This is a genomic window from Planomonospora sp. ID67723, from assembly GCF_015711605.1.
GTDB lineage: Bacteria > Actinomycetota > Actinomycetes > Streptosporangiales > Streptosporangiaceae > Planomonospora_A.
Window position 1 is genome coordinate 115,422 of record NZ_JABTEZ010000001.1, and the last position, 15,983, is coordinate 131,404.

Annotated in this window: 16 protein-coding genes and 1 tRNA gene; 2 read left to right on the top strand and 15 right to left on the bottom strand. The window is 71.2% G+C overall.

What is annotated here, in order from left to right; genetic code table 11:
• Positions 1-198 precede the first annotated feature (198 nt).
• Together HS041_RS00500 and HS041_RS00505 are read left to right on the top strand one after the other, a co-directional pair.
• Complete coding sequence (locus HS041_RS00500; protein ID WP_196438556.1) at positions 199-1,158, top strand: serine/threonine-protein kinase; 960 nt, start codon at positions 199-201, stop codon at positions 1,156-1,158.
• Between the two features lie 270 nt (positions 1,159-1,428).
• Positions 1,429-2,214, top strand: a complete 786-nt coding sequence (locus HS041_RS00505; RefSeq protein WP_307845114.1) for an arylamine N-acetyltransferase family protein — start codon at positions 1,429-1,431, stop codon at positions 2,212-2,214.
• Positions 2,215-2,322: 108 nt separating this feature from the next.
• Here the strand turns inward: HS041_RS00505 and HS041_RS00510 are convergent, their stop codons facing one another.
• The 15 genes from HS041_RS00510 to HS041_RS00580 form a co-directional block, all read right to left on the bottom strand.
• Positions 2,323-2,985 carry a response regulator gene (locus HS041_RS00510; protein WP_307845115.1) on the bottom strand — a complete coding sequence of 221 codons (663 nt, stop codon included), beginning with the start codon at positions 2,983-2,985 and terminating at the stop codon, positions 2,323-2,325.
• On the bottom strand, positions 2,978-4,141 hold the full coding sequence (locus HS041_RS00515; protein ID WP_196438557.1) for a sensor histidine kinase: 1,164 nt from the start codon (positions 4,139-4,141) through the stop codon (positions 2,978-2,980). Before HS041_RS00515 ends, HS041_RS00510 begins: the two co-directional genes overlap by 8 nt.
• Before the next feature lie 3 nt (positions 4,142-4,144).
• Positions 4,145-4,840, bottom strand: coding sequence for an ABC transporter permease (locus tag HS041_RS00520; protein WP_230878367.1), 696 nt, complete (start codon positions 4,838-4,840; stop codon positions 4,145-4,147).
• Between the two features lie 12 nt (positions 4,841-4,852).
• Positions 4,853-5,764 carry an ABC transporter ATP-binding protein gene (locus HS041_RS00525; protein ID WP_196438558.1) on the bottom strand — a complete coding sequence of 304 codons (912 nt, stop codon included), beginning with the start codon at positions 5,762-5,764 and terminating at the stop codon, positions 4,853-4,855.
• 300 nt (positions 5,765-6,064) lie between these two features.
• Positions 6,065-6,137: transfer RNA gene (locus HS041_RS00530), tRNA-Leu, on the bottom strand.
• Positions 6,138-6,190: 53 nt separating this feature from the next.
• Complete coding sequence (locus tag HS041_RS00535; protein ID WP_196438559.1) at positions 6,191-6,739, bottom strand: peptide deformylase; 549 nt, start codon at positions 6,737-6,739, stop codon at positions 6,191-6,193.
• Positions 6,739-7,233: a glycine cleavage system transcriptional repressor gene (locus HS041_RS00540; RefSeq protein WP_196438560.1), complete on the bottom strand. Its 495-nt coding sequence runs from the start codon at positions 7,231-7,233 to the stop codon at positions 6,739-6,741. The genes HS041_RS00535 and HS041_RS00540 overlap by 1 nt, the downstream gene beginning before the upstream one ends.
• Before the next feature lie 101 nt (positions 7,234-7,334).
• On the bottom strand, positions 7,335-8,699 hold the full coding sequence (locus tag HS041_RS00545) for an NAD(P)/FAD-dependent oxidoreductase (RefSeq protein WP_230878368.1): 1,365 nt from the start codon (positions 8,697-8,699) through the stop codon (positions 7,335-7,337).
• A 124-nt stretch (positions 8,700-8,823) separates the two neighbouring features.
• Positions 8,824-9,621, bottom strand: a complete 798-nt coding sequence (locus HS041_RS00550) for a uracil-DNA glycosylase (RefSeq protein WP_196438562.1) — start codon at positions 9,619-9,621, stop codon at positions 8,824-8,826.
• Positions 9,622-9,796: 175 nt separating this feature from the next.
• Positions 9,797-11,116, bottom strand: a complete 1,320-nt coding sequence (locus HS041_RS00555; protein ID WP_196438563.1) for a hypothetical protein — start codon at positions 11,114-11,116, stop codon at positions 9,797-9,799.
• A 202-nt stretch (positions 11,117-11,318) separates the two neighbouring features.
• Positions 11,319-12,278, bottom strand: a complete 960-nt coding sequence (locus tag HS041_RS00560) for a Ppx/GppA phosphatase family protein (RefSeq protein ID WP_196438564.1) — start codon at positions 12,276-12,278, stop codon at positions 11,319-11,321.
• The gene (locus tag HS041_RS00565; protein WP_196438565.1) at positions 12,275-12,853 is read right to left on the bottom strand and encodes a DUF501 domain-containing protein; all 579 of its coding nucleotides are present in this window, start codon (positions 12,851-12,853) and stop codon (positions 12,275-12,277) included. Before HS041_RS00565 ends, HS041_RS00560 begins: the two co-directional genes overlap by 4 nt.
• 41 nt (positions 12,854-12,894) lie before the next feature.
• Positions 12,895-13,302 (bottom strand): FtsB family cell division protein, encoded by a 408-nt coding sequence (locus HS041_RS00570; protein WP_196438566.1) that lies wholly within the window; start codon positions 13,300-13,302, stop codon positions 12,895-12,897.
• Between the two features lie 219 nt (positions 13,303-13,521).
• Entirely contained in the window at positions 13,522-14,799 is a 1,278-nt protein-coding gene (gene eno / locus HS041_RS00575) for a phosphopyruvate hydratase (protein ID WP_196438567.1), read from the bottom strand.
• A 137-nt stretch (positions 14,800-14,936) separates the two neighbouring features.
• Positions 14,937-15,911, bottom strand: coding sequence for a nucleoside triphosphate pyrophosphohydrolase (locus HS041_RS00580; RefSeq protein WP_196438568.1), 975 nt, complete (start codon positions 15,909-15,911; stop codon positions 14,937-14,939).
• Positions 15,912-15,983: the final 72 nt, after the last annotated feature.

The window sequence follows — 15,983 nt, forward strand, 5'->3', positions numbered from 1 at the left end:
TCGGTTATCACACGGCCGTATCGTGCTCGTATCTATCTTCCCGTGCGAGTGGCCGTACGGCCACCGCCGACATCATCAACGCACGGCGAGTGCCAGGAGTTCCCGGCTCCCCTCCAGTCTCACCCATCTTCCGCGCAACTTTGTCGCCGCTCCGCGCATCCAACGATGCGGTACGGATCCACGTGACGGGGGACGGCATTGGCGGGGGGACTGATCGACGGCGATCCGCGGCGGCTGGGCGCGTACCGGCTGGCGGGCCGGCTGGGCGCGGACGGCCGGGGCGTCCTCTACGAGGCCTACGCCGAGGACGGCCGCCGGGTCGCGGTCAAGGTGCTGCGCGCCGGCCCGCAGCACGGTCCGGAGCTGCGGCGGCGCTTCGACCTGGAGGCGGCTGCGGCGCAGCGGGTGGCCCCGTTCTGCACGGCGAGCGTGATCGCGGCCGGCTTCGACGGGGCCAGGCCGTACATCGTCAGCGAGTACGTCGAGGGGATGAGCCTGCGCCGGGCCGTCGCCGACGGCCGCCGGTTCTCCGGTGACGACCTGCGCCGGCTGGGCACGGCCGTCGCCACCGCGCTGACCGCGATCCACGACGCCGGGATGGTCCATCGGGACGTGCGGCCGGACAACGTGATGCTCGGCCCGGAGGGTCCGCGGGTGGTCGGTTTCGGGGCGGCCCGCCCGTTCGAGGCACCCCTGACCGCGACCGGGCTGGAGACCGGGACGTCGGCCTACCTGGCGCCGGAGGTGTTCACCGGGCGGCGGGCCGGGGCCCCGGCGGACGTGTTCGCCTGGGGCGGCGTCCTGCTGTTCGCCGCGACCGGAGAGGATCCGTTCGGGGCCGGAAGCCTGGGCGGGCTGATGCACCGGGTGCTGTCGGTCGATCCCGATCTGAGCCCGCTGCCCGCCTCGCTGCGCGGCCTGGCCGCCACCGCTCTGGCCAAGGATCCGCACGCGAGGCCCACCTCCAGGGAGCTGCTGCTCGCCCTGGTCGGCGGCGACGAGCGGCTGGACACGGCGCGGCTGCTGGCTCGGGGCAGCCGGGAGGCCGGCCGGGTCCGGCGGGGCGGCCTGCCGCTCACCGCTCCGGCGGTCCTGCTGACCGTGCTGCTGACCGTGCTGCTGGTCGCGGGGGCGGTCGCCGTACAGCAGATTCGCTGAGGAGGCGCGAGCGACGACCGGACCGGTCCGCCCGCTCTCCTGGCAGATCCGCCCTTCCGGCAGGAATCACCGACGGCTGACTTTCCGAGTCCGGGACCCGCGCCTGACCGGCGGGCCGCGGACGGCTTCGGTCCACCGTCCGGCCACGGGCGGGAGCTCAGGCCCCGACCTGGTCCGGGTGCCTGCCCGCTGCGGATGCCGGTGCGTCGACTGCGGGGTCCCGGCGGTGACAGGGTCCGACGGATGCGCGGCGCATGGTTCGCTTGCCACGTGGACGAATCACAGATCATCCGATACCTGGAGAGGATCGGCGCGGCCCGACCCGCCGAGCCGGGTGTCGAGGGCCTTCGAGCCCTGCAGCTCGCCCATCTGCAGGCGGTGCCGTTCGAGAACCTGGACATCCACCTCGGCGAGCCGATCGTTCTCGAACCCGACGCCCTGTTCGACAAGATCGTCAGCCGTCGGCGCGGCGGCCTCTGCTACGAGTTGAACGGGCTGTTCGCCGAGTTGCTGACCGCTCTCGGCTACCGGGTGACGATGCTGGCCGCCCGGGTCTTCCACGGCACCCGGCCGGGGCCTCTCTTCGATCACCTGGCGCTGCGCGTCGATCTCGGCGAACCGTGGCTGGTCGACATCGGTTTCGGCGAATTCGCCGACGAGCCGATCCGGCTCGACGAACGCGCGGAACAGCAGGACGGCGGAGGCGTGTTCCAGATCGTGCCCGCTCCCGGCGACCACGGAGACCTCGACGTCCTGCACAGAGGCGACCAGGGCTACCGGCTGATCACGCGGCCCTACGAACTGGCGGACTTCGTTCCGACGTGCTGGTGGCAGGCGACCTCTCCCCGGTCGCACTTCACCAGGTCCACGATCTGTTCGATGCGAACGGCCCGGGGGAGGATCACGATCAGCGGCGACAAGCTGATCCGCACCGAACACGGCGAACGCACCGAACACGTTCTGCACGAGGCCGGACTCCGCTCCGCCTACCTCGAGCACTTCGGGATCACGCTCGACCGGCTCCCGGCGGCTCCGAGCGACCCGGACCGACCCTGACACCCTCCCGGGCCGGGACGAGCGGCTCCCGTCCTGCCGCCCCCGCCGTTCTCCCCGACGTCTCGCCCTCCGCATCCCGGGTTCCGCGGAGACCGGCGGCCGGTCCGGTCAGCCGCCGTCCGTGGTGAGCAGGCCGCGCCGGAAGGCGGCGGCGACGGCGGCCGCGCGGTCGTTGACGCCGAGTTTGGTGTAGATGTGCAGCACGTGGCTCTTGACCGTGGCCTCGCTGATGAACAGGCGTGCGGCGACCTCCCGGTTGGTGCCGCCCTCGGCGATGAGGTGGAGGATCTCCAGCTCCCGCGCGCTGAGCGGGTCGGCGGGAGTGCGGACCTGGCCGAGGAGGCGGGTGGCGACCGACGGGGAGAGCACGGCTTCTCCCCGCGCCGCCGTGCGCACGGCGCGGACGAGTTCGTCGCGGCCGGTGTCCTTGAGGAGGTAGCCGGTGGCCCCGGCCTCGACGGCGGGCAGGACGTCCCGGTCGGTGTCGTAGGTGGTCAGGACCAGGACGCGGGCCGCGTTTCCCGCCCGGGCGAGTTCCTTGATGGCCGCGACGCCGTCCATCCCGGGCATGCGCAGGTCCATGAGGATCACGTCCGGGTTCAGCGTCCCCGCGAGCGCGACGGCCCGGGCGCCGTCCTCGGCCTCGCCGAGGACCTCGAAGCCCGGATCGCCGGTGAACATGCCGCGGATGCCGTCGCGGACGATGGGATGGTCGTCGACGATCAGCAACCGGATCGGGGTCGGGGGAGGCGTCGCGGGAGTCTCAGGCACGGGTCACCGCCGGGACGCTCACGGAGATCGCGGTGCCCGCGCCGGGCTCGGACTCGATCTCCAGCGTGCCCGCCAGCCGGCTCACCCGCCTGTGCATCGCGGTCAGGCCGAACCCCCCGGCGTCGGGGACGCGCTCCGGGTCGAATCCGGCGCCGTCGTCGCGCACGTCCAGGGTGACCACGTCCTCCATGTACGACAGGGTCAGCCCGACCCGGGACGCGCCGGCGTGCTTGGCCGTGTTGGCCAGAGCCTCCTGCGCCGTGCGCAGCAGCGTCTCCTCGACCTCCGGATGCATGGGACGGACCGTACCAGTGACGGTGAAATCCGCGCGCGCCCCGTTGAGCTCGCCCCACCGGACCACGACGTCCTCCAGTGCCTCGGGCAGCGGCGCCGCCTCCAGCTGGCCGGGGCCCACCGCGTGCACCGAGCGCCGGGCCTCGGCGAGGCTCTCGCGGGCCAGCCGTACCGCGTTGTCCACGTGACTCCGCCAGTCCTCGGCCTGCTTCGCCGCCTGGAGCTGGGTGATGATGCCCGTCAGGCCCTGGGCGAGGGTGTCGTGGATCTCGGCCGCCATCCGCTGCCGCTCGTCGAGTACCCCCGCCTCTCGGGCCTGGACCAGCAGCTGGGCCTGGAGCCCGGCGTTCTCCCGCATGGCCTCTTCGAGCCGCGCCACCATGCGCCTGCGCTCGTCGCTGCGTTCGGCGGTGACCTCCCCGACGAAGCTGAACAGGCTCACCGCCACGACGATGGCGGCGGTGAAGAACAGGTAGGTGAAGATCGCGGACGGAGTGGGCTCGGGCAGGCCCCCGCTGTACCGTGCGACGCTGATCGCCGCCGTGGCACTCACCCCGGCCAGCCGCCACTTCCCGTTCAGGTACTGCCAGGAGTGGAGAAAGCCGATGAAGCCGAAGAAGCTCGCGAACCACACCTCCTGCGTGCAGAGGGCGCCGATCAGGACCACCAGCCCGGCCACGTAGACCGCGCCCCGCGGTACCAGCCACATCCAGACGGTCGCGAGAGCGGCGAGGCCGAGCGTGATCCAGGGGGTCGCGCCGGTCAGCAGGGAGAGCACCACGGAGGCCGCCAGCAGGACGTACGGCAGGGCCGCCATCTGGCGCTCCAGCAGGCGTTCCCATCGGTCGAGCCGGCCGGTCATCCGTCACTCCCAGCGGAAGAACTTGGCCGCCGCGATGCTGACGACCAGGGCGTAGGCCGCCAGCACTCCCAGCAGCAGGGGGCTGGGAGCACCGCCCGCCCAGACCTCCCGCATGCTCTGCCCGAAAGCGCCCAGGGGGGTGTACTCCCCGATGCGGGCCACCATAGCGGGCATCTGATCTTTGGGCTGCATGAGCCCGGCGAGGTAGGCCATCGGGAAGTACAGCAGGACCCCGATCCCGTTGGCGGTCCGGCCGTTGGGCGCCAGTGCCGCGATGAGCAGGCCGATCGCGAACATGCTCGCCGTACCGAGGAGGAAGACCAGCACGGCGGACAGCACCCCGGCGGGCAGGTGGGCGCCGAGGACGGTGCCCGCGACGGCCAGCAGCAGCCCGCAGGCGGTCATCGCGAGGACGAGCTGCAGGATCAGCTGCACCACCAGCAGGTTCCCTGGGCGCACCGGCGTGGCGGACAACCTGCGCAGGATGCCCCGCTCGCGGTAGGTGGCCAGGGTGGTGGGCAGCAGGTACAGGCCCACCATCCCCACCGCGATGGCCAGCGCCATCGGCAGCAGCACGGTGTCCCCCGGCTCGATCGAGCTTCCGAACACCACCAGGATGAACAGCGGGATGAGCAGCGAGAACAGCGCCCCGGGCTCCCGGGTCAGCAGCTTGGTCTCGACGACGGCGAGCTTCATCATGATCATATTCCTTTACTCGAAGGACCGGCCGGTCAGGGCGGTGAACGCGTCGTCCAGGGTGCGCTTGTCGATGCGGAGATCGCTGACCAGGACGTGGTGGCGGGCCAGGTGCGCGGTGACCGCCGTGGCGAAGTCGCCCCGGCCGGTGACGACGACCCGGTTCCCCTCCCGGGACACGTCGGTCACCTCGGGCAGGTTCTCCAGGTCGGCTGCGTCCCCCCGGCCGCTTGCGTCCCCGGCCATCAGCGTGAACCGCATCCGGTGCTCGCCGCCGACCAGTCCGGCCGGGGTGTCGATCGCCACGACCTTGCCGCGGTTGAAGACGGCGACGCGGTCGCACAGCTCCTCCACCTCGTCCATGAAGTGGCTGACCAGCACCACCGTCACACCGCTCGCCCGGACCCGCTTGACCAGCTCCCAGGTGGTACGGCGGGCCTGCGGGTCCAGGCCCGTGGTCAGCTCGTCCAGGAACGCCACCCGCGGGTTGCCGACCAGGGCCAGCGCGATGAACAGCCGCTGCTGCTGGCCGCCGGACAGCTTGCCGAAGCGGGCGTCGCGCTTGTCGGCCAGCCCCCACTCCTCCAGCAGCTCCCGCCAGTCGCGCGGGTTGGCGTAGAAGGAGGCGTACAGGTCGAGGGCCTCCCAGACCCTGATGCTCTCCGGCAGCTGGGTCTGCTGGAGCTGCACTCCGATCTGCTCGCGTACCTTGCGCGCGTCCCTGACCGGGTCGAGCCCGAGGACCCTGATCGATCCGCCGTCGGGCCGTCGCAGGCCCTCCACGCACTCCACGGTGGTGGTCTTGCCGGTGCCGTTCGGCCCGAGGATGCCGAAGATCTCGCCCTCCTCCACGGAGAACGACACGCCGTCCAGAACGGTCAGGTCCGCGTACTTCTTGCGGAGGTCTGTGACTTCGATGACTGCCATGGATCAAGGATCTTCCGCCCGCGTCCGGGGCGAATCGACCTGCCGGTCATACTCATCCGCCGACGATGCTGATCCGAGAATCCACCGAACGGTGGATACCGCGAGAGGAGATCGTCCGGCAGTGTGTCACGGAGGCTCTCGCAGGGCGATCACAGTTGGGTAACCCTCGGAGTCTTGCGCCTGCATCCGGCCGAAGGGGCCGCAGCCGGTCGGGGCCGACCGTGGGCAGCCGGACAGCGAAAAATGATCTCTTGTTAAGTCTTCCCTGGTCAAGGGCCCTTTTAGAGGGAGAGGCAGGAGTGCCCCCGGCGGGACTCGAACCCGCACTCCGACCCTTTTAAGGGGTCTGCCTCTGCCATTGGGCTACGGGGGCGCCGCAATCATACGTAACGGAACACTCGTGTGTAACTAGTCATGTCACTCACCTCATCGCCCACGGCCGGTGTGGTGGACGGCGCGGGTTCCGGCGACCCGGTCCAGGAACAGCACGCCGTCGAGATGGTCCAGCTGGTGCTGGAGGCAGCGGGCCTCGAAGGCGTCGGCGTGGACGGTGAGGGGGGCGCCGCTGCCGGGGTGTTCGCCGTGAACGGTGATGCGGGTGGCGCGGGAGACCTCCGCGACGAGGCCCGGGACCGACAGGCAGCCCTCCCGGCCCGGCTCCCAGCGGGAGGCGGCCACCAGGCGGGGGTTGGCCACGACGAGCTCGCCGGCGCAGGACCGGGTCCTGGGGTGCCGGGAGACGTCGACGGAGAGCAGCCGCCAGCCCAGGCCGATCTGGGGGGCGGTCAGGCCCATGCAGCGGTGGGAGCGGCGCATGGTGGCGAGCAGATCGGCCGCCCCGGCGACGACCTGGGGGTCGGCGGGGTCGACGGGGACCGTCCGCGTGGTCAGCACGGGGTGTGGAGCCCCGATCAGATGCCGGGAGACGCCGCTCGCCAGGACGCCGTCCAGCCGGGCGCGCGCCGTGCCGCACATCAGAGCACCTCCGCCTCGGCGGGGCGGAAGGTGATCGCGCAGCCGAGACCGGCCCCCACTGCGGCCAGGCGGCGCATCAGGGCGGCCACGTCCACCTTCGCCGGCAACCACACGTCGGCGATCAGGACGTACAGCCGCCCGCAGAGGCGGGTGGTCATGCCGGTGATGATCCCCGCGACCTCGGCGAGCACCCCGCTGAACGCGGAGACGATGCCGGGCCGGTCGGGGCCGTGGACGGTGAGGACGTAGTCGAGGCCCGCCTCGCAGCCGTGGTCCCGGCGGGAGCCCACCTCGGCGGCGGTGACGGTGAGGCCGGGGAAGGCGGAGACGGGCGGCACCTGTCCGGAGACCAGCAGCATCATCGCGACGTGACCGCCGAGCAGCGTCATCGCCGAGTCCTCGATGTTCGCGCCGTACCGGGTGAACACCGAGGTCACCTCGGAGACCACCCCCGGCCTGGCGACTCCCAGCACCGCGATCGCGGACAAGCCCATCCCTGGCCCCTCCCGGTCGGGCCGGGGCCGGGGGCGGACACGAGAATCAGTGACGAACCCCGAGGAGACCCCAGCGACTCCCTATCCTCGGGTGCCGGGACTCAGGTCGTCGCCGCCGCGCGGAACTCCGCACGGGGCTCCTCGATCTCCCCGAGCGAGACGGTCTCCCGCTTGAAGAACAGCGCCAGAGTCCAGTCCGCCATGACGCGGACCTTGCGATTCAAGGTAGGCACCCGCGACAGATGGTAGGTGCGGTGCATGAACCACGCAGGCAATCCGCGAAGCTTGACGCCGTAGACGTTGGCGACGCCCTTGTGCAGGCCCAGTCCGGCGACCGATCCGACGTACTTGTGTCGGTAATCGACCAGTTCCTGCCCGCGGAGGTGGCGGGTGATGTTGTCGGCCAGCACCTTGGCCTGGCGGACCGCGTGCTGGGCGTTGGGGGCGCAGTACTGGCCCGGGTTGGTCACGTCGGGCACCCCGGCCACGTCTCCGGCGGCGAAGGCGTCCTTGGCCCCGACCACGGTCAGCCGGGTGGTCGTCTTGATCCGGCCCCGCTCGTCCAGTGGCAGGTCACCCGCGTTGACGACCGGGCTGGGCTTCACCCCGGCGGTCCACACGATGGTCGCCGACTCGAACTCCTCGCCGTCGGAGAGCTTGACCAGACCGCCCTCGCAGGACTCCAGGCGGGTGTTCATCTTGACCTCGATGCCGCGCTCACGCAGCTGCTCGGCGGTCCAGCGGCCCATCTCCGGGCCGACCTCGGGCAGGATCCGGTCGGTGGCCTCGACCAGGACCCAGCGCAGGTCGGCGGCGGAGACGTTGTGGTAGTAGCGGATCGCGTCGAGCGCCATGTCCTCCAGCTCGGCCAGGGCCTCGATGCCCGCGAAGCCGCCGCCGACCACGACGAAGGTCAGCGCCCGGCGGCGCAGGACCTCGTCGTCGTCGCTCTCCGCCCGGTCCAGCAGGCCGAGGACCCTGTTGCGCAGGGCGATCGCCTCACCGACGGTCTTGAAGCCGATCGCGGCGTCGGCGAGGCCGGGGATCGGCAGGGTGCGGGAGACCGAGCCGGCGGCCATCACCACGAGGTCGTACTCGATCTCGTGCGGAGTGCCGACGTTCGGCTCGAACAGCACGGTCTTGGCGCCGTGGTTGACCTTGGTGACCTTGCCGTTGAGGATCGTCGCCTTCGACAGGACCCGCCGCAGCGGCACGACCACGTGCCGGGGGGAGAGGTTGCCGGCCGCAGCCTCGGGAAGGAACGGCTGGTAGGTCATGTGGGATTCGGGAGTGAGGACGGTGATTCGCACGCTGCCGTCGCGCAGCTCCTTGCGGAGCGTGCGCTGGAGCCGTAGCACCGTGTAGAGGCCGACGTAGCCCCCACCGATGACCACGATGTGCTTGGAGTTGCGGTCCACTTCGGCGCCCCTTACGGTCCGAGACTTTGTGAAAGCTTTCACAAGCATACGTCCCGCCTTCCGGCTCGCGCCAGGCCACCCCTCGTTAACTTGGTGTGAATTTGCTCATTTAGCGAGAAGTTGTCTCTATTTCAGAGGAAAGTTCGGAAAATATTCCCCTTTGTGATTGAATTCACACGTCCCGCAGTACGTTTGCCCTGATGAAGACCTGGTCGAGCATCTCCGCCGTCACCCTGCCCGTGAAGGTGTTCTGCTGGCTCGGGTGGTAGCAGCCCAGAAGACGGGCGGAAGTTCCGTCCCGGGCGATCTCCACCTCCACCCCGTGCCCGAAGGCGGGCCGCGGACGCGGCAGGAGGTATCCGGCCTCCCTCAGCGCGGGCCACACCGCCTGCCAGGCGAAGCCGCCCAGCGCCACCACCACCCGCAGGCCGGCGGCGACCAGCTCGATCTCCCTGGCCAGCCACGGGGAGCACGCCGACCGCTCCTCCGGCAGCGGTTTGTTGTCGGGCGGTGCGCACCTGACCGCGGCCACCATCCGCGCGCCGACGAGCCGCTGCCCGTCCCCTGCGCGGACGCTGGTCTCCTGTACGGCCAGGCCCGTCCGGTACAGCGAGGCGAACAGCCAGTCCCCGCTCCGGTCGCCGGTGAAGATCCGCCCGGTGCGGTTGCCGCCGTGCGCGGCCGGGGCCAGTCCCACGATCAGGACCTCCGGCCTGTCTTCGCCCCACCCGGCTATGGGTCTGCCCCAGTAGGTCTCCTCGGCGAACGCCCTCCGCCTGACCGCGGCCACCTCCTCGCGCCACTCCACCAGACGCGGGCAGGCCCGGCAGACCGACTGCCGGGCCGTGAGCTCGGCGAGGGTACGGCTCGCAGCCGCGAGCTCCCTCACCTCCGCGGGGTCGTGCGCGACGGGCGTGTCCGGCTGGGCGGGGTCACCCGGCCACCCGGAGCCCGGAGGAACGAAGGTCATGCTCCAGATCGTGCCACCACTCCGCACATGCGCGGCGCGGGCCACCGGGGAGGAACCGGGGCCACCGAGGCCGTGGAGGAACGCGGGCACGAAAAAAGCGGCGCCCGCACGGAGCGGGCGCCGCCCACTGCTTCAGAGCGGCCTGGTGATCAGGCGCTCTCGGACTTCTGCTCGACTAGGCGGCCGGGCAGGAGTAGTCCCACTGGACGGTCTTGGAAACCGACTGCGGGCTGGAGACGGTCACCGTGAACGAGCCCTTGGCCGCCACGACCGACTCGCTCAGGGAGAAGGTGCCGCCACCCGCGCCGACGGTCTTCGTGACCTTGGTGGGAACGCCGCCGGAGGTGTAGCTGTAGACGAGCTCGGACGCGCCGGAGACCGTGATGGTGCCGGTCACCTTGGCCGAGGGCTTGCCCACGACACCGCCGCAGGTGCTGTTGTCCTGGACGACGTTCAGGTCCAGAACCGCGGTCACCGGAGCCTTGCAGGTGACCTTGCTGGTGACGGTGCCGGTGGTCGGGCCGTGGTACAGCTCGATCGCGCGGCTGGCCGTACCGGACTCCGTGGCGCGCCACGGGTCCGTCACGGTCCTGGAACCGTGGACGTAGACGCTCTCCCAGCCACCGGGGACGCCGTTGCGGATCCAGCGGTACTTCACGTGGCCGCGACCGTGCGAGACGCTGATCGTGCCGGTGAAGGTGCGGTCGACCGGGCAGCCGCCCTCGTAGTCACCGAGGTGGTTCACGGACGCGGTCACCTTCGGCGACCAGTCCTTGCACCAGATCTTGAAGCCGACGCGGTTGGACTCGTTGCGGATCGGGTCCACGATCTCCAGGACCGCCCAGCCGCGCAGGTTCTCACCCGGGCGGATCACGTGGACGACCTTGCGGGAACCGTCGACCTTGACGGCGTCACGCTCGACGACGTGGCCGTTGACGACCCAGCGGTAGTGCACCAGGCGCGGGGAGGAGGAGGTGATGCGGCCGATCAGGGCGGCCTCGCAGTTGCCCTCGTCGACCCAGGCCTGCGCGCCGATGACCGGGCGGATCTCTTCCTTGCCGCCGTGGTCGCCGCCGCCGCAGGAGACCTTGAAGTAACCCTTCTTCGAGGTCGCCTTGCGCGGCGCCAGGACCTGCAGAGCCTGCCAGCCCTTGACGTCGCCCTTGAAGGTGGTCGTCTCCTTCACCGTGACGCTCTTGACGCCCTTGCCCACGGTGAAGGTCTTGACCTTGCTCTTGGAGCCGTCACCGTGCAGCCAGCGGTAGGCCACGGTGGTCTTGCCCTTGACGGCCTTCACCTTGATCGTCGAGGAGAAGGTGACCCGGGTCGGGCAGTCGCCCTTGTAGGACGCCTTGGGGGTGCCGGCGAAGACCGCCGGCTTCGGGGCGGCCGAGGAGGTCGTCTTCCCGGCCTGGGCGGAACCGCTGGCCGCCGCTGCGGGGGTGGCCAGCAGGCCCGTTGCCATGGTCGCCAGCATGGCCGCGCCGGCTCCCATCGCGGCTAGCCTGCGTGCTAGTCCGGACTTCATGAGGGGGTGCTCCGTTTCGTTAGGAAGCAAAGTGCGCTCCGGAGACGGTTGCCGCCCCGACACCAGCTGTGCCGGGCCCCACGGCAAAGCCTCGCTAAAGCCTCTTTACCTAACCATAAAACAGAACGATCTCCAATACCCTGACTAAGGGCGCTTTGTCCAGATGTTGTTACGCTTTAGCCAGCGACCACGCGATCCCGTCGAGAATGTCATGCTCGCTGACGACGACCTCGGCGAAGCCGTACCGCTCCATGAGCCGGTCAAGGATGAGCGCGCCGGCCCCGATGACGTCCACCCGGCCGGGATGCATGACCCCGATCGCCGCCCGTTCCGCGTGCGTCATCTTCAGCAGGCGGCGGGAGACATTCTCTACCTGTCCTATCGGAATTCGGGAGTGGTGGATTTTATCCGGGTCGTATTCATCCAGCTCAAGTGCTATTCCGGCGACGGTCGTCACCGAGCCCGCGAGCCCGACCAGGGTCAGCGCCCGCTCCACCGGCACTTCCTGCGCGACCCGGTCGAGCGCGTCGTCGATGTCGGCGACCGTCGCCTCGACGGCCTCGGGCGACGGCGGGTCGCCCGCCCCGCGCAGGTGCCGCTCGGTCAGCCGGACGCAGCCGATGTCCACCGAGAGCGCCGCGTCGACATGCGCCGCGCCGACCACGAACTCGGTGGAACCGCCGCCGATGTCGACCACGAGGTACGGCGGGCGGGTGCCGTCCGGAGCGGGGAGGCCGGTCTCGGGAGACAGGCGCACCAGGCCCCGGGTGGCGCCGGAGAACGACAGCTCGGCCTCCTCCGCGCCGCTGACCACCTCGGGCTCGACCCCGAAGATCTCCCGCACGCCGCCGGTGAACTCCTCACGGTTGGCCGCGTCCCTGGTGGCGCTGGTCGCCACCACGCGGACCGAGGTGGCCCCGTGCCGCTCGATCAGCCCGGCGTACTTCCGCATCGCGGCGAAGGTGCGCTCCAGGGCCTCGGGGGCCAGCCGTCCGGTCCGGTCCACTCCCTCGCCGAGCCGGACGATCTCCATCAGCCGCTCGACGTCGTGCAGGGAGTCGTGCTCGATGTCCGCGATCAGCAGGCGGACGGAGTTGGTGCCGCAGTCGATCGCGGCGACGCGGGTCACTGGTCGTTCTCCTCTGTGCTGGTCGTACGCTGCTTCTCCCGACCGGCCGGGTCTGCGGAGCCGGTCGTCCCCGCCTCGTCCGCCTGGCAGCACGGCCCGTCGGCCCACCACTCGCCGAGCGCGTCGAGCGCCTCGCGCCCGAAGGGGTTGATCCCCGGCACCGCGAGCTCGTGCCCGACCAGGGCGTGCAGGCACTTCACCCGGTCCGGCATGCCCCCGGCGCTCTGCATGCCGCGGGGCAGTGGTTCCAGGCCGTCCTCGGCCGCCGCCTTGTCGCGGCGCGCGAGGTAGTCCTCGTGGGCGGCGAGGTAGGCGGCGGCCAGCTCGGGGTCGGCGTCGAGCCTGGCCCGCATGTCCTTCATCAGCCCGGAGGTCTCCAGGGTTCCGACGGCCGAGTTGACCCGGGGGCACGTCAGGTAGAACAACGTCGGGAACGGCGTGCCGTCCGGCAGCCGCGGCGCGGTCTCCACCACGTCGGGCAATCCACACGGGCAGCGGTGCGCCACCCCGCGCAGCCCGCGCGGCGTCCGGCCGAGCTGCTGCTCCACCGCCGCCACGTCACGGTCGTCCACCATCTCCGGCCCCCTCTGCGAGACGGCCTCCAGGGTATCGGCCGTCAGCCCCCGGACGCTTTCCTGCCCTTGCCCTTGTCCACGGCCTCGACCGACTCCCAGAGCGTCTGGTACCACGGCGGCCTGGCGACGACCTGCTTCTCCTGGGCGGCGTCCTTGTCCTGCGCGGGCTTGTCGTCCATGACGACGTAGCACTTCTGGCCGGGCTCGCAGTAGAACAGCCTCTCCCTGGCCACCCGCTTGCGGTAGGCGGGGTCGCTGAGCTGCCTGTTCTCGTCGTCCAGCGCCTTGATCTCGGCGAGCAGCTTCGCCTTCTGCTGCTCCAGCTCGGCGACGTTGCGGCGCTGCGCGATGTACTCCCTGACGGGGTAGGCCAGGCTCATGGCGATGGCGCACACGACGACCGCCAGCACCGCGGCCCGTCCCGTCAGCTGCGGCCTCGCCCTGCTCATGGCGTCGCTGCGCGTCGCGGCTCGGGGGCCGGTAACCGGCGCCTTCCCTCGTCACTCATCCGCTGCGCTCCTTCGCTCCTTAGTCCAGTGCACCGGCGCCCCCTCGCAGGCTCCTTCGCTCCTCGGTCCAGCGCACCGGCGCCCCCTCACTCCTCAGGTCCGGTAGCGGGTACGGCGTGCGCCCGCCGCCGGGGCGGGCGCAGGCCGTACGGTGCGAAACTACCGCTGGAAGCGCGGGAACGCGGCGCGACCCGCGTACCGGGCGGCGTCGTCGAGGAGTTCCTCGATGCGCAGCAGCTGGTTGTACTTGGCCACGCGGTCGGAGCGGGCCGGGGCGCCGGTCTTGATCTGGCCGCAGTTGGTGGCCACGGCGAGGTCGGCGATCGTGGTGTCCTCGGTCTCGCCGGAGCGGTGGCTCATCATGCAGCGGTAGCCGTTGCGGTGGGCCAGGTCCACGGCGTCGAGGGTCTCGGTCAGGGTGCCGATCTGGTTGACCTTGACCAGCAGCGCGTTGGCGGTGCCCTCGGCGATGCCGCGCGACAGCCGCTCGGGGTTGGTCACGAACAGGTCGTCGCCGACGAGCTGGACCTTGTCGCCGAGGGCCTTGGTGATGGCGTTCCAGCCCTCCCAGTCGCTCTCGTCCAGCGGGTCCTCGATGGAGACCAGCGGGTAGTTCGCGACGAGGTCCTCGTAGAAGGCGATCAGCTCCGCGGCGGACAGGCCCTTGCCGTCGATGGTGTAGACGCCGTCCTTGTGGAACTCGGAGGCGGCCACGTCCAGGGCGAGTGCGACATCCTGGCCGGGCGCGTAGCCGGCCTTCTCGATGGCGACCAGGATCAGGTCCAGCGCGTCGCGGTTGGACGGCAGGTTCGGCGCGAAGCCGCCCTCGTCGCCCAGGCCGGTGGCGTAGCCCTTCTCCTTCAGCACCGCCTTGAGCGCGTGGTAGACCTCGGTCCCCATCCGCACGGCCTCGCGGAACGACTCGGCGCCGATCGGCGCGATCATGAACTCCTGGATGTCCACGTTGGTGTCGGCGTGCGCGCCGCCGTTGAGGATGTTCATCATCGGCACCGGCAGCACGTGCGCGTTCGGCCCGCCCAGGTAGCGGAAGAGCGGCAGCTCGGCGCTCTCGGCGGCGGCCTTGGCCACGGCCAGGGAGACGCCGAGGACGGCGTTGGCGCCCAGCCGCGCCTTGTTCGGCGTGCCGTCCAGGTCGATCATGACCTGGTCGATGCTGCGCTGCTCGGCCGCGTCGAACCCGATGATCTCGTCGGCGATCTCGTCGGTCACGCCGAGGACGGCCTTCTCCACGCCCTTGCCGCCGTACCGCTCGTCGCCGTCGCGCAGCTCGACGGCTTCGAACTGGCCGGTGGAGGCCCCGCTCGGCACCGCCGCGCGGCCTTCGCTGCCGTCGTCCAGAAGGATGTCGACCTCGACCGTCGGGTTGCCCCGGGAGTCAAGGATCTCGCGGGCGTGTACGCCCTCGATGGAAGCCACGAAGCGCTCCTAAAGTCGCAGGACAGTTTGCCGCAAAAGCCTATCGAGACCTACTTCCCGGTACGGCTGCCACCCGTAGCGGACGTTCCCGGGCGTGGCGTCCGCACCCGGCCCGCGCCCGTCCCGGTCCCGGACGGCTACCCTCCGGACGGGGCGTCCCCGGGGGCGGACTCACCGGCGCGGATCCGCTCGCGGTAGACGCGGGCCGCGGCGCGCAACTCGGCCTCGGGATCGAGCCCCTCCGCGTGCGCCTGCCGTACGAGCTCGAACAGGCGCCCGCCGAGCCCTTCGACCGGCGGTTCCGCCGGGATCCCCACCCGCTCGGCGCGGCGCAGGAGCTGGGCGGCGAGGGAGAGCGCGGGCTGGCCCATCGGCACGCCGTCCACGACGGAGCCGGCGTCGCCGCCGCTCTTGGCCGCGCGCTCGGCCGCCTTGATCGTCTCCCAGTTGTCGCTGACCTCGTCGGCGCCGTCCACCTCGACGGCGGCGAACACGTGCGGGTGGCGGCGGACCAGCTTGTCCACGATGCCGTCGGCCACGTCGTCGACGTCGAACCCGCCCTTGTCGCGGTCCCGGGCCCGGTCCTGGGCGACGCGCGCGTGGAAGGCCACCTGCAGCAGCAGGTCGCCCAGTTCCTCGCGGAGCGCGTCGTGGTCGCCCTCCTCGATGCTCTCCAGGACCTCGTAGGCCTCCTCGATGAGGTACGGCGCCAGCGACTCGTGGGTCTGCTCGGCGTCCCACGGGCAGGACGTGCGGAGCCGGTCCATCACCGCGACGAGGTCGAGCAGCCGCGCTCCGGGCAGGTCGTAGGAGCCGGGCACGACCTCGATCACCGGCGGGTCCTCCAGGGCCACCGCGGCGTGGCCGATCGAGCGCATCAGCGCCTCGTCGGCCTCCAGCCACACCACGGTCCCGCCCTGGGCCTCACGGACCAGGGCGGCCGGGTCGGGCGCCACGACCTCGACGGCGACCCCGGCCTCGGCCAGGTAGGGCAGGTGCGGATGGTCCGGCGCGGCGGTGCGGACCGGCCCTTCCGACAGGGCCTGCCAGGCGCGGTGGCTGAGCAGCCCCGGCGCGACCCGGGGCGAGGTGGTGACGACGATCAGCGGCATGCCCCCGAGGCTACCGGGGCCGCCGGGCACCACCCGGGTTCCCGGGCCCGGAGCGCGCCGGTGGGCGGCTCC